The following is a 13132-nucleotide window of genomic DNA, read 5'->3' on the forward strand; positions in this document are numbered from 1 at the left end:
AGCAGGCTCTCCCTCAGAAGCGCTTGGTGATCGACACGCCGACCAGGCGCGGATCCAGGGTGAAGACGTTGGTGGTCAGCCCAGTGTCGTCGGAGTTCAGGAAGGTCCCGGTGATGGGGCTTTCGTCGAACACGTTCTTGACGTAGGCTTCCACCGCCAACCCGTGGCGCTCGTTGAACAGCATCAGGCTGAGATTCGTGTTGGACCAGCTGCGCAGGCGGTCGTATTCGGTGTTGTAGACCCGCGCCCACGATTGGCCTTGAAGGTAGTAGTCCACCCGCGTCGTCGCTAGCCAGTCACGACTGAGATCGAAGCTGAACTGGCCGCCCAGCGATAGCGTGAACTCAGGCGAGTTCGGCAATTCGTTGCCGCTGACATCGGCAGCAAAACCTGCACCAGCATTCGGGGCATCCACCAGCGCGTCGAAGTGCAGATCCTGCGGCAGATAGAATCCGGCAAACAGTGGCAGAGGTCCGTCCTTGTAGACCGTGCCGAGAATGTTGCCGCCCGCACAGAACGGGTTGAGCAGATAGCTAACGGGTGCGATTTCCAGCAAGCCAGGGTTGAGGGGACCTGGAACCCCTAGGTTAGCCTGATGCACCCCCTCTTCCAACACCAAGGCCACCAACTCCGCCGGGGCCACGCAGTTCGCGGTTTGCGTGGGATTGGGCTTCATCACCACCCATTCGTCGAAGACCAGGAACTCGTTCTGGGTCTGGTCGGCACCGATGCCCGTCGCCACGTCGGGGTCGACGTTGTAATTGGGGTTGGGGATGGTGGTCTGGTAGGGTTGGTTGCCGCCCTGTGTGCGGTCCATCAGGTCGATGGAGGCCTCGCCCTCGGCGATCTCGGTTTGCAGGAAGCCGATGGCCGCATTGAACTGCCAGTTGAGGCTGGGTGCGAATACCGCTTCCAGTTCGAGGCCCCAGATGGTGGCGTCGAAGTTCTCATTGCTGGCCGAGCGGTCGATGATCTTCGACACTTGGTAGTCGGTGTAGTCGTAATAGAAGGCAGCACCATTGAGCATCAGCAGCCCGCCGAACAGGGTGTTCTTGGTGCCGACCTCATAGGCATTCACATACTCGGGCTGGAACGTCGGCGAGGACACCGCACCTCGCGCGGCCTCGATGAAGATGCCCGCAGGCGGGGCGATACCCGGTGGATTGGCACCGCCCGCTTTGTAGCCTCGGGAGAAGGACGCATACACCAGCGTTTCATCGGTAAATGAGAGTGCCGGCTGCCAGTCGAGGACGATCCGCCCGGTGGGTTCTCGCCATACCTGCACAATATCCGGCGAAGCCGGATAGCCTCGTCCGCCCGGCGCATTTCCAAGAATTCCGCAGTACAGCGAAAGCAGATCACAGGCCTCCGGGCCGTCGCCGATTCCAACGTAGCCTTGATCTACTGCTGCGATGCCCTCCCTATAGTCCGGCAGCAGTGTCTGGCTGGGAACCGGGGTGAAGACTTTCCGATCCCAGGTATAGCGCAGACCGGCCGTCAGCTTGAGGCTGTCCGACAAGCGCCAGTAAAGTTCGCCAAACAACCCGGTGGACTGCAGCCGATAGGGGTTAGCACTACGGAAGTAGTTATGGCCCTCGGCATTGATGTTGGAGAGGTCGTTAGGGTCGATATAGATGCACCCAATCTCGCCGGCCGTCTCGCCACACGGATGACTGTCACCAGTAAATGGTGGAGTTTGTGCCAGGGCGCTCAAGACATTCGAGAACACAAAATAGTCGTTTAGGGTTTCGAACCTTGTGTAGTTGGCACCGAAGCTGAAGTTGAAGTCGCCCGAGAATTCCGACACAAATCGAAACTCTTGATTGAACTGTCGGCTCTCCGCTTGTGACACATCCTGTATCAGCAAGGAGTCCGAACACCCGAGCTGCGGATCGCAGAACTCACCACCCGGCGTCAGGTGCTGATAAAGCGGACTGACGAGCGGACCACTCAGATCGTTGAATATTCCTCTGCTGGTCTTGAATCGGCCATAGTCTTGGGTGGAATAGAGCTTGTCCTCAACAAACACCGTTTGCGATGAGAACACCACGCCATCGCTCCACTGATAATCGAGCGAGAGATCATAAACATCGGCATTGGCGCGATAGGCCGGCTCGATCACCGAATAGATCGAGCGCAGATCTTGTGACTGGTTGCGCTCAGCGAAAACGTCGCTGCACAGATTCAGCAGGGAGACCCCGTGATACCGGGCTGCCTCTGGACAACCGGCCGCCGTAGGATTACCGAATGCCGGGTTGAAGCCGATCAATCCCGTCAGTGCTGCCAATACCAAGAATCCGTTCTCGCGCCCCCCACTGATGAAGGGGATGGATTCCTGGTGCGGCACACCGTAGGCGTCCGTGCTGTACAACGATCCAGGCAAGCACCCCTGATTCAATACGCCTCGTGCACGACTTCCGAGCTCAGAGTTCAGAAGGTCGTAGCCACCAACACTCGTCACCCCATCATCACGATGGCAGAGCTGCTTGGTGCTGCGAACACGGCCGTCGTCTTCCTCGATCCGTTCCCACATCAGGTTGACGCGAATGCGGTCGCTGGGCTCCCAGCCGAGCGTGAGACGGCCGGTCCAGAGGTCACGGTCATCGACATCGCTACCGTCGAACTCGTTGTATCCATAGCCTTCACGCACGGTGGAACCGTAGGCAGCGCGCAATGCCAGGGTGTCGCCGAGGGGCAGGTTGTAATGGCCGCGGATACGCTTGGCGCTGTAGTTGCCGCCTTCCAGCTTGACCTCACCGAATTCGTCGCCGATCACCGGCTTGGCGGAGATGACGTTGATGACGCCAGCGGTGGCATTGCGGCCGTACAGGGTGCCCTGAGGGCCACGCAACACTTCGACCCGCTCGATGTCGAGATACTCCTGCTCGAACAGGCGGTTCACGATCATCGTGGTGTTGTTGAAGCTCACCGCGACGCCGGGATCGGTGGTGGCCGAAATGGCCTGCGTGCCGATACCGCGGATCTGGAAGTTGTAGCCGGTGAAGTTGGTCTTGGTGAAGGTGACGTTGGGCACCCCTTTCAAGAGATCGAAACCCCCTTCGATCTTCTGTGCATCCAGGTCTTCCATGGAGAAGGCACTGATGGCGATCGGCACGTCCTGCAGTCGCTCGGACTTCTTCTGGCCGGTGACGATGATTTCCTCGACCCCGGCGCGACGGGCCACCTCGACACTGGTGGTGCCCCCCGGGGCCCCGGAGATATCCACCGTCGGGTCGTACAGGGCCCCGCCCGCGCTAGGGTCTGTGCCAGCGGGCGGGGGTGTGGGGTTTGGGGCGTCGGAGATCAGCACCGCCCCGCCCGGGGTGGTGGCGGTATAGAGGCCGGCGCCTTCGAGCAGCGCCGCCAGGGCCGATTCGGCTGTCAGCTCACCCGAGACGGCCGGCGCCTGCTTGCCGGCGACGACTTCGGGGGCAAACAACAGCTGCTGACCGCTTTGGCGAGCATATTCCGACAGCGCCGCGGCCAGGTCCTGGGCCGGAATGTCGAAACTGGTGGTGGCCGCGCGCGAGGCCGAAACGGCCTCCTGCGCGGCAGCGGGCCCTGGCGTGGCAAACCCTGCCGCCACCACAACCCCCAATAAGCCGGCAGCCATCGGCCGCCCGATACGGAACACGCGCATGTGGGTGATCTCCTCTTGATATCCGGGCCGCCTGTTGGCGTGCGGCCTCGTCCCACCCATGTAGACGGGGATTTTGCGGATTTCCGAAGAGGATGCGCCGTTGGCGCCGTGAGGTTTGAGGCGTGAGGGGTGAGGTGCAGGCGGAACAGCGGCCCTCAAGCCTTACGCGTCACGGGTCGCGCAACGCGCAAAGAGCAACGCTATTCAGGGCGTCTCAGCACTCATCACTTATCACTCATCACTCATCACGCACGCTTCTAACCACCAGCAGAATACGGTCAGTGCCGTCATAGGTGACGGTGATGGGGAACACGCCTTCCACAGCGTCCAGCCAGTCATCCAGGCGGGTGCCGAAGACGGTGCCGGTGTAGCGCAGTTGGGCCAGGCGGGGGTCGGCGAGCACGATCTGACGGGTGGAGTAGCGGTTGAGGTTGGCCACCACCTCGTCCAGCGGTTCGTGGACGAACTTGAGTACGCCCTCGCGCCAGGCGGTGGCGACACCGGGGTCGGCCATGGCGACGTCGATGGTGCCCTGGCGGGCGCTGAAGGTGGCCTGCTCGCCGGCGCCGGCTTCCACCGTCGGGACGGGCGGGCGGCCGGGGTCGGCTGGTGCGGCACGGGCCAGACGGACGCGGCCTTCGGTAACGGTGACCACCACCCGTTCATCGCCACTCCGCACATTGAAGGCGGTGCCCACGGCGATCACCGACAGCCCGCCCACCTGCACCACGAAGGGCCGCTCGGGGTCATGGGCGACGTCGAAGTAGGCCTCGCCTTCTTCGATGACGACGCGACGTTCAGCCTCGCTGTAGCGGGTGGCGATGCGGGAACGGGCGCCCAGTTCCACCACCGATCCGTCCGGCAGCGGATTGGTGGCATGCAGGGCGACGGCGGTGCTGAGGGTGTGGGTGGTGCCGGCGGGCTGGGTCAGCAGGATGGCACTCAGCCCCACCGCCATGACCATGCCCGCGGCACGGGCCAGGCTGCGCCAGCGGCGATGCCGGCGCGGGCGACGCTGGGCCGCCGGCGACGATGCAGCCGGGGGTGCAGCCGATACCGGCGGCGCCGATGCCACCAGGGCGGCGCCAGACACCTTCCAGGTGGTCTTGATGCGCTCGAAGGCATCGAGGTTTTCGGGGGCGGCGTCGCACCAGGCCAGCCAATCGGCGATAACGGTGTCGTCGTCGCCACACTCGCGCAGGGCCACCAGCCAGCGCGAGGCGGCGCGCAGGCGGTCCAGTTCGGCATCATCAGGGGTCTCGGGCACGGCGTTCATCGTTTCATCCGTTGCCGCGCCGCATCGGGCGTGGCGCCATCGGCGCGCAGGCGGCAATACAGCAGCGCACGCTCGAGGTGTACGTAGACCATCCGTGGCGAGAGTTTCAGTTTGCGGGCGATGTCCTCCACCCGAAGACCGTCGATACGGTGCATGACAAAGGCCTTGCGACAGGCCTCCGGCAGTTCTTCCAGGCTCTGCCGCACCACCTCCAGCTGCTCACTGGCGAGGGTGCAGCGCTCAGGCTCGTCGACATCGTCGAGCTCATCGAACAGCTCGGCACGGGCAGCCCGCAGCTCGGTGCTGCGGCGGCGCAGGCGGTCGACCGCCAGATTGGCGGCAATGCGGAACAGGTAGGCGCGCAGAAAGCCCTGCACCTCGGGGCGGTCAAGCTGCAGCAGGCGCACGTAGGCCTCCTGCGCCACCTCGCGGGCTTCCTGCGCCGACTGCAGCCGCAGCGTGAGAAAGCTCACCAGCGCCCGATTGTGGTCCTGGAACAGCGCGGCAATGCTGCGGTTGCGTTGCGCCGTGCCCACGCCCCCCACGCCGCCGTGATCGGCGGAATCGGCTGCCTCTGCGTCCTGACCTGGCACGGCTTTGCCCATAGGGCGGTTGTACTCCGGATTAGTCCCTTAGCCAATAACGGATAGCGGGCGGCTTTTTGCAATGGCCGCACCGGGAATGGGGAATGGGGAATGGGGAATGGGGAGTCGGGAATCGTAGAAGCAACGGCAACGAGCAACGAGCAACGGACCGGACCCATTGCCAGCGCCCCTGGTGGCGCGGCATGATCCGACGGCACGCAGCCGCGTGTTCTTGCCTTGTGGGGTCGTGCATGCTGCACGTCGCGCATTTTGTGGGGCCCAGCGCCATTGCTGGCGTCGGATTGTTTGCCGGGGAGGCGATTGCCGAGGGCCAGCTGCTCTACAGCTGCGACCCGCACACCCTGATCGTGCTCGAAGAGTCGCGGCTGGCGCTGATGCCACCGACCGTCCGCGACAGCTGGCTACGCTACTGCTACCGCGGCCGGGGCGCCCACCGTCTGGTCGGTGCCTACTATTACTGCACCGACGACGCCCGCTTCTTCAACCATGCCAACCAGCCCAACTGCCGCTGGCAGCCGGAGCAGGAAACCTACGTCGCCGCCTGCGACATCCCCGCCGGCACCGAGCTCACCTGCAACTACTTCGACTTCTGTGAGCCGGAGGATGTGCCGTATTTGGCGGATGCAACCGTGCTGAGCAGCGCGTTTTGAGAGATGCCTGCTGAGAGCTGAGGAATGGGTGCCACCCTGTCATCGCGAGGGTGAACCCCGCCGTTGTTGCGAGCACTGCTCGCTGGCGGGGTGAACGCACCGGCATGGATGCCGGGGCCGGAGTGGATTAGCACACTGACGGTTCGCCAGGATGGCCAGCGCTAAGGTGTATTCGCGGCACACCCCAACGTTCACTCGCGGCACAACCCAAGGTCCATGTAGTGGCACAGCCCAAGCCCTGTGTCATCGCGAGGGGCGCAGCCCCGCGGCGATCTCATCCGGCGGGCACTGCCATGGCGACGAGATTGCCACGCCCGCTTCGCGGGCTCGCAATGACAAACAGGAAAGGCTGCGCGGGCTCGCAATGACAAACAGGAAAGGCTGCGCGGGCTCGCTATGACAAACAGGGAGGGCTGCACAGGCTCTCCATGACAAACAGGGAGGGCTGCGCAGGCTCGCAATGACAGTGACGGAGTCAGGCGGGCTCGCCATGGCAGTGACGGGACCAAGCGGGCTCGCCGTGACAACCTGGATTAATCAGCCTTCCACTTGATGTTGCAGCCGACACTCGGCTGCTGGTCCGCCTGCGGTTCGGCCCCGGCCAGCAGGGCGTCGAGGGCGGCGCGCAGGTCTGCGCCGTTGAGCGGCTGGCCGTTACCGGGGGTGGAACCGTCGAGGCGACCGCGGTACACGCAGCGGCGCTCGGCATCGAACAGGTAGAAGTCCGGTGTGCAGGCCGCCTGATAAGCACGTGCGACGGCCTGGGTTTCGTCGTAGAGATACGGGAACGGGTAACCCAGCTCCCGGGCCGCCTTGGCCATCTTCTCCGGCGCGTCTTCGGGGTAGTGGGCGGCGTCGTTGGCGGAGATGGCCACCAGGCCGATGCCGCGCGGCTGATAGTCGCGCGCCAGCCGTACCAGCTCCGGGTTGACGTGCTTGACGTAGGGACAGTGGTTGCAGATGAACATCACCACGGTGCCCGCCGGGCCGGTGAGATCCTGCAGCCGTCGCGGCTGGCCGGTGAGCGGTTCCGGTAGCGTGAAGTCGGGGGCGATGGTGCCCAGCGGCAGCATGGTGGAGGGGGTCAGGGCCATGCGCCTACCGTAGCAGTTACCTCGGCGGGATCAAGTGCCACCGTGTGCGGGGGCGTTTGGCGACACGATCACCACGGGGCTTCGCCCCTCGCGATGACCGTGTTCGCTTGCGGGTAAACGTGGAGGCAGTCGGCTTACGGGTTGCCGATGCCTCGGGGCTGCTGCCCGTCCCGAACGTCCAGGGCCGACGGCCGCTCCCACTCGGGGGGCGCCCACAGGTGCTTCAGGCGCAGCCACAGCGGGCCGGGACGGGCAACGTCGCGGAACATGTCGCGCCATTCGTGGAACATCATCACGAAGGGATTGCGGGTGTGGATCTGCCGCACGATGCCGTATTCGCAGGGCGCTTCTTCGGGCACGAAGCTGCCGAACAGCTTGTCCCAGATGATCAGCACGCCGGCGTAGTTGCGGTCGATGTACTGCGGGTTGCGGGCGTGATGCACGCGGTGGTGTGAGGGCGTGTTGAACACCGCTTCGAACCAGCGCGGCATTTTCTTCACGCTCTCGGTATGCACGAAGAACTGGTAGCCGAGGCTGATGGCCACGGCCAGGATCACCATCTCCGGCTGGAAGCCGATCCACGCCAGCGGCAGCCAGAACACCCACATGCCGGAGATCGGATAGGTCACGCTCTGCCGCAGCGCGGTGGCGAGGTTCATCGTCTCCGATGAATGGTGGGTGACGTGGCTGGCCCACATCCAGCGCATGCGATGGCTGGCGCGGTGGAAGAAGTAGTAGAAGAAATCCTGCAGCACCAGCAGCAGGATCACGCTCCACCAGGTGAACGGGATGTCGAACAGCCGCACCTGATACAGCGCGTAGAACAGGCCGATGACCAGCAGCCAGGCGATGCCGTCGGCGATAGCGTGGCTGGTGGCGAGAAAGACGTTGGTGCCCACCTGCGCCACGCTGTAGGTCTGGGCACGGCGGCGATGCAGATGCCAGGCCTCCCAGGCCATGAAGACGGCGAACACCGGCGCCATCAACAGCAGAAACACCTTCTCCAACCCGATGGCCTGAATGGTGGCGATGCCCTGCTGCAACAGTTCGATCATGTCCAACGTCCCTCGCTGGCCTGAGCGACGGCGGTGGTCATGGCGCGCGCCTTGCTCAGGGTTTCCTGCCATTCGGTTTCGGGATCGGAATCGGCGACCACGCCGGCGCCGGCCTGCACATGCACCTGGCCGTCCTTGATCACGGCGGTGCGGATGGCGATGGCCATGTCCATGTGGCCGTCCCAGCCGATGTAGCCGACGGCACCGCCGTAGATGCCGCGCTTCACCGGCTCCAGCTCGTCGATGATCTCCATCGCCCGCACCTTGGGCGCGCCCGACAGCGTGCCGGTGGGGAAGGTGGCGGCCAGCGCATCCAGCGGCCCCATGCCGGGCTTGAGGGTGCCGACCACGTTGCTGACGATGTGCATGACGTGGCTGTAGCGCTCGATCACCATCTTCTCGGTGAGTCGTACCTGCCCGGTCTGGGCGACGCGACCAATATCGTTGCGGCCGAGGTCGATCAGCATCAGGTGCTCGGCCAGTTCCTTGGGATCGGCCAGCAGCTCTTCGGCCAGGCGCGCGTCTTCCGCCTCGGTGGCACCGCGTTTGCGGGTGCCGGCGATGGGCCGCACGGTGGCTTCGCCGTCTTCGACCCGCACCAGAATCTCGGGGCTGGAACCGACCACATGGTGGTCATCCAGATGCATGCAGAACAGGTAGGGCGACGGGTTGAGCCGGCGGATGGCGCGGTACAGCGACACCGGCGGCGCGGTGAAGGGCGCACTCATGCGCTGCGCCGGCACCACCTGCATGCAGTCGCCGGCGGTGATGTAGTCCTGCACCTTGCGGACCGCTGCCTGGTAGGCCTCGGCACTCATGCCGGAAACAAACGTCGGCGCCGGCTGCGGCGCCGTTGGCGGCAGGTTGACCGGCATGCCCAGCAATGCCTCCATGGCATCAAGGCGGGACTCGGCACGCAGGCGGTCCGCTTCGTCACCTTCCAGCGCATGCGCCACCAGCGTCAGGGTGCCGCGCTGGTTGTCGAATACGGCCAACTCGTCGGCCCGCATCAGCAGGATGTCGGGCGTGCCGATGGGGTCGGGCTTGTGCACCCCCGCCAGCCGCGGCTCGAAATAGCGCACACAGTCGTAGCCAAAGTAGCCGACCCAGCCGCCGGCAAAGCGCGGCAGGCCGGAGGCCGGCACCACGGTGGTATCGGCGGTACGGGTCCGCAGCCAGGCGATGGGATCGGCGTGGTCGAGCTGCTCGGTCTCGACGCCGTCGATGTGTACGGTGATGGTGTGGCCGTGCACGCGGACGATTTCGCGACAGGGCAAGCCGATGAAGGAGTACCGCCCCCAGCGCTCGCCACCCTGCATCGATTCCAGCAGGTAGCTGTAGGGCTGATTGCCCAGCTTCAGATACGCGCTGACCGGCGTTTCGAGATCGCCAGGCAGTTCACGGGTGAGGGTGATGCGCGCCGTCATGTTGCTGCGATCTGCGCCCGCATGGCGGCAATGGTGGCGGCGTAGTCCGGCTTGCCGAAGATGGCGGAGCCGGCGACGAAGGTATCGGCCCCGGCAGCGGCGATCTCGGCGATGTTGTCGACCTTGACGCCGCCATCGATCTCCAGCCGGATGTTGCGGCCGCTGGCATCGATCAGCGCCCGCGCGTCGCGCAGTTTGTCGAGGGTACCGGGGATGAAGCTCTGCCCGCCAAAGCCGGGGTTGACGCTCATCAGCAACACCAGGTCGACTTTGTCCATGACAAAGCGCAGTACATCCAGCGGCGTTGCCGGGTTGAACACCAGGCCGGCCTTGCAGCCGGCGGCACGGATCGCCTGCAGGCTGCGGTCGACGTGACGCGTCGCTTCGGGATGAAAGGTGATCATGGTGGCACCGGCCTCGGCGAAGGCCTGGGCCAGGCTGTCCACCGGCTCCACCATCAGATGCACGTCGATGGGCGCGGCGATGCCGTACTTGCGCAGCGCCTTGCAGATGTCCGGCCCGAAGGTGAGGTTGGGCACGTAATGGTTGTCCATGACATCAAAGTGCACCCAGTCGGCCCCGGCCGCGAGCACGGCGGCGACATCGTCGCCCAGGCGGGCAAGGTCAGCGGAGAGGATGCTGGGCGCAATAAGCGGCGCTTGACGGGCCATGGAGGGTCTCGAAATCACGGGCGGCACAGGGCCAAGGGCCGAAATGATGCCAGAGGGGGCCAACGATCGCTTTCGCTCCGCTGACCGGGCGCTTTGACGCTGGGGGGCGCGGTGCCCACAATGCGCCGCTTCGTTGTCACTGTTGAGACCCCGCGATGCGCCCGTCGCCCGCCGAAGCCCCGCTGGAAAGCCCCCTGTTTGAAGCCCAGATCAGCAGCCTGCCGCGTCTGCATCGCGGCAAGGTGCGCGACATCTTTGCCATCGGCGACGACCACATGCTGATCGTCACCACCGACCGGCTGTCGGCCTTCGACGTGATCCTGCCGCGGGCGATCCCCGGCAAGGGTGCGGTGCTGCACCGGGTCACCGAATTCTGGATGCAGCGATTCGCCGACCGGCTGCCGAATCACAGCGCGCCCGAGATCGACCTGCGCGACTGGCTCACCGCCCAGGAACTGGCGGAAGTCACCGGCCGCGCGGCGGTGGTGAAGAAGCTGAAGGCGCTGCCGGTGGAATGCGTGGCACGCGGCTACCTGATCGGCTCCGGCTGGAAGGACTACCAGGCCAGCGGCCAGGTCTGCGGCATCGCCCTGCCCCCCGGGCTGCGTCAGGCCGACCGGCTGCCGGAGGCGATTTTCACCCCGGCGGACAAGGCCGAAGTCGGCCAGCACGACGAGAATATCCGGTTCGATGAAGTGGTGGCCCGGCTGGGTCGGCCGCTGGCCGAGCAACTGCGCGACACCACCCTGTCGTTGTACCGCGAAGCCGCCGACTATGCCCGCGGCCGCGGCATTCTGATTGCCGACACCAAGTTCGAATTCGGCCTCGACGCGGAGGGCCGCCTGCACCTCATCGACGAAGTGCTGACCCCCGATTCCAGCCGTTTCTGGCCCGCCGACACCTGGGCCCCCGGCAGCAGCCCACCGAGCTTCGACAAGCAGTTCGTCCGCGACTATCTGGAAACCCTCGACTGGGACAAGACCGCCCCCGGCCCCTGGCTGCCGGACGAGGTGGTGGCGCGCACCGCCGAAAAGTACCGCGAGGCCGAGCGCCTGCTCACCGCCTGAGACCGGCCGGCTGCGTGCTATAACCGACGCATCATCGATGCGGAGCAGTCGTCGTGGAAATCAAGGTGGAAGTACATGTCACGCCGGAGGAGCTCCGGCGCTTTCTCGGCCTGCCGGATGTCGGCGGCCTGCAGGACGACATCATCGACTTCCTGCGGGGCAAGGTCGGCGCCGCCAGCGAGTTCGACGCCAGCGAGTTCGTCAAACAGAACCTGGAAACCCTGCGCAAATCACCGGCCTGGAAAAAGATCATCAGCAAGGTGGTGATTGCTGACGCCGAAGCTGCCCCTGCGGCACCGCGCAAGCGGCGTCGCAGCACCGGCAACGCAACCGGCACCGGAAAGGCCGGGCGGCGGAAGCGGGACGGTGAACCCCGCCGTTGAGCGAGCACCGCTCGCTGGCGGGGTGAACGACCGGACATGGAGGTCCGGGCCGGAGTGGATTAGCGAAGTGACGGTTCGCCACGATGGCCAACGCTGAGGCTCATTAGCGGCACAACCCAACGCGTATTCAGGGCAGTGCCAGCCGGACGAGATCGCCACGCCTGCTACGCAGGCTCGCAATGACAAGAGAGAAGGCTGTCATCGCGAGGGGCGCAGAATCGCAATGACAGGCGTGACTTCTGACGCGCAACCGCTAGGGCTGCACGTTGCGAAGATCCTGCCGCACGCCGAGCCACAGGCTGCGCCGCACCCGATGGTCATGGCGCAGGCGGTTGCGCGACTCCGGCAACAGATCCAGCTGCTCACGAATGAGTTGACCGGGGGTCCGCGCGTGGCGGGCGAGGATCACCCGCTCCCGCAGTTCCGACCAATGCCCCCGCAGGGCGTCCACTTCATGGGTCGCCAGCAGGGCGGTGGCTTCAACGGTCTGGTCGACCACCCGGTGCAGGCGGCCGGAGAGGCGCTTGAGGGCCGGCTCGGCCCCGGCGATGGGCGTGGACATGGAGAACTCCGAAAGCAAAAAAAGGGGCGGGTCGCAAACGCGGCCCCGCCCCGATGACCGGCGGCCCGAAGGCCGCCTCGTCAGACTGTCACTCAGGCCTTGGCGGCCGTCTTGCGGACGGTCTTCTTGGCGCTGGTCGCGGTCTTCTTGACGGTGGCCTTGGCCTTGGTGGCGGACGCCTTCACCTTGGCTTCAACGGTTTCGCCGTTGAGCTTGGCGGTGATGGTTTCAAAGCCGCTCTTGAAGGTCTTCACCAGCTCGTCGCCGGTCTTGATGACGGTTTCGCGGGTGGCGCTGAGGGCGCCGAACAGGGCGTCCTTGCCTTCCGGCAGGTAGGCAGCCGGGTTGGCAGCCACGGCCTTGATACCGTCGCTCTTGGCCTTGGTGAAGCTGGTCTGGGCGTAGCCGACCAGGTCCTTGCCGACGGCGAGGTTGGTGCGATAGACGCTGGTGACGCCGTCGACCACGATGGTGTTGGCGGACTTCAGCACTTCGAAGCCGTAGAACACCACGTCCTGGCCCTTGGCCACGATCGGTTCCACACGGCCCTTGACGTCGCTCACGATGGTTTCAACATTCATTTCAAAAACTCCTGGCAGTTCAAAACAAGAAAGAGGTACAAACGATTTCCTGTCGACCGCCGCGGCATTTGTTGCACTGCAGCAATCGAGTTCGTGCAGACTAATGGTGCAGTGCACCAAT

General features: G+C 64.9%; 12 protein-coding genes. 3 read left to right on the forward strand and 9 right to left on the reverse strand.

The genetic code is table 11. The annotated features are described in order from the left end of the window. Window positions 1–13: 13 nt before the first annotated feature. The 3 genes from JN531_RS04450 to JN531_RS04460 all read right to left on the reverse strand — a co-directional run bounded on the left by JN531_RS04450 (window position 14) and on the right by JN531_RS04460 (window position 5521). Entirely contained in the window at window positions 14–3640 is a 3627-nt protein-coding gene (locus JN531_RS04450; protein ID WP_228347653.1) for a TonB-dependent receptor, read from the reverse strand. Window positions 3641–3878: 238 nt separating this feature from the next. Beyond that, window positions 3879–4916: a FecR family protein gene (locus JN531_RS04455; protein ID WP_228347654.1), complete on the reverse strand. Its 1038-nt coding sequence runs from the start codon at window positions 4914–4916 to the stop codon at window positions 3879–3881. Then, window positions 4913–5521 carry an RNA polymerase sigma factor gene (locus JN531_RS04460; protein WP_228347655.1) on the reverse strand — a complete coding sequence of 203 codons (609 nt, stop codon included), beginning with the start codon at window positions 5519–5521 and terminating at the stop codon, window positions 4913–4915. The genes JN531_RS04455 and JN531_RS04460 overlap by 4 nt, the downstream gene beginning before the upstream one ends. A 230-nt stretch (window positions 5522–5751) precedes the next feature. On the opposite strand from JN531_RS04460, the gene JN531_RS04465 reads away from it, so the two are divergent. Beyond that, window positions 5752–6171, forward strand: a complete 420-nt coding sequence (locus JN531_RS04465; protein ID WP_228347656.1) for an SET domain-containing protein — start codon at window positions 5752–5754, stop codon at window positions 6169–6171. Window positions 6172–6704: 533 nt separating this feature from the next. Here JN531_RS04465 and JN531_RS04470 read toward each other — a convergent pair. From JN531_RS04470 to rpe, 4 genes are all read right to left on the reverse strand, one after another. Further along, window positions 6705–7265, reverse strand: a complete 561-nt coding sequence (locus JN531_RS04470) for a thioredoxin family protein (protein ID WP_228347657.1) — start codon at window positions 7263–7265, stop codon at window positions 6705–6707. Window positions 7266–7399: 134 nt separating this feature from the next. Beyond that, window positions 7400–8320, reverse strand: a complete 921-nt coding sequence (locus tag JN531_RS04475) for a sterol desaturase family protein (RefSeq protein ID WP_228347658.1) — start codon at window positions 8318–8320, stop codon at window positions 7400–7402. After that, entirely contained in the window at window positions 8317–9747 is a 1431-nt protein-coding gene (gene trpE / locus JN531_RS04480; protein ID WP_228347659.1) for an anthranilate synthase component I, read from the reverse strand. Before trpE ends, JN531_RS04475 begins: the two co-directional genes overlap by 4 nt. Then, the gene (gene rpe, locus JN531_RS04485) at window positions 9744–10418 is read right to left on the reverse strand and encodes a ribulose-phosphate 3-epimerase (protein ID WP_228347660.1); all 675 of its coding nucleotides are present in this window, start codon (window positions 10416–10418) and stop codon (window positions 9744–9746) included. The genes trpE and rpe overlap by 4 nt, the downstream gene beginning before the upstream one ends. A 155-nt stretch (window positions 10419–10573) precedes the next feature. Between rpe and JN531_RS04490 the strand changes: the two genes are divergently transcribed. After that, window positions 10574–11485 carry a phosphoribosylaminoimidazolesuccinocarboxamide synthase gene (locus JN531_RS04490; RefSeq protein ID WP_228347661.1) on the forward strand — a complete coding sequence of 304 codons (912 nt, stop codon included), beginning with the start codon at window positions 10574–10576 and terminating at the stop codon, window positions 11483–11485. Window positions 11486–11538: 53 nt separating this feature from the next. Further along, window positions 11539–11868, forward strand: a complete 330-nt coding sequence (locus tag JN531_RS04495) for a hypothetical protein (protein WP_228347662.1) — start codon at window positions 11539–11541, stop codon at window positions 11866–11868. Between the two features lie 253 nt (window positions 11869–12121). On the opposite strand, the gene JN531_RS04500 is transcribed toward JN531_RS04495, so the two are convergent. Further along, window positions 12122–12430 (reverse strand): hypothetical protein, encoded by a 309-nt coding sequence (locus JN531_RS04500; protein ID WP_228347663.1) that lies wholly within the window; start codon window positions 12428–12430, stop codon window positions 12122–12124. Window positions 12431–12522: 92 nt separating this feature from the next. Then, window positions 12523–13011, reverse strand: a complete 489-nt coding sequence (locus tag JN531_RS04505; RefSeq protein ID WP_228347664.1) for a hypothetical protein — start codon at window positions 13009–13011, stop codon at window positions 12523–12525. Window positions 13012–13132: the final 121 nt, after the last annotated feature.

Origin of the sequence: Flagellatimonas centrodinii, from assembly GCF_016918765.2 — a bacterium.
In the GTDB taxonomy this organism is placed as follows: Bacteria; Pseudomonadota; Gammaproteobacteria; order Nevskiales; family Nevskiaceae; genus Polycyclovorans; species Polycyclovorans centrodinii.

Coding starts and splice junctions, on each gene's coding strand:
- JN531_RS04450 (WP_228347653.1), bottom strand. CDS start 3,640: ATGCGCGTGTTCCGTATCGGGCGGCCGATGGCTGCCGGCTTATTGGGG.
- JN531_RS04455 (WP_228347654.1), bottom strand. CDS start 4,916: ATGAACGCCGTGCCCGAGACCCCTGATGATGCCGAACTGGACCGCCTG.
- JN531_RS04460 (WP_228347655.1), bottom strand. CDS start 5,521: ATGGGCAAAGCCGTGCCAGGTCAGGACGCAGAGGCAGCCGATTCCGCC.
- JN531_RS04465 (WP_228347656.1), top strand. CDS start 5,752: ATGCTGCACGTCGCGCATTTTGTGGGGCCCAGCGCCATTGCTGGCGTC.
- JN531_RS04470 (WP_228347657.1), bottom strand. CDS start 7,265: ATGGCCCTGACCCCCTCCACCATGCTGCCGCTGGGCACCATCGCCCCC.
- JN531_RS04475 (WP_228347658.1), bottom strand. CDS start 8,320: ATGATCGAACTGTTGCAGCAGGGCATCGCCACCATTCAGGCCATCGGG.
- trpE (WP_228347659.1), bottom strand. CDS start 9,747: ATGACGGCGCGCATCACCCTCACCCGTGAACTGCCTGGCGATCTCGAA.
- rpe (WP_228347660.1), bottom strand. CDS start 10,418: ATGGCCCGTCAAGCGCCGCTTATTGCGCCCAGCATCCTCTCCGCTGAC.
- JN531_RS04490 (WP_228347661.1), top strand. CDS start 10,574: ATGCGCCCGTCGCCCGCCGAAGCCCCGCTGGAAAGCCCCCTGTTTGAA.
- JN531_RS04500 (WP_228347663.1), bottom strand. CDS start 12,430: ATGTCCACGCCCATCGCCGGGGCCGAGCCGGCCCTCAAGCGCCTCTCC.
- JN531_RS04505 (WP_228347664.1), bottom strand. CDS start 13,011: ATGAATGTTGAAACCATCGTGAGCGACGTCAAGGGCCGTGTGGAACCG.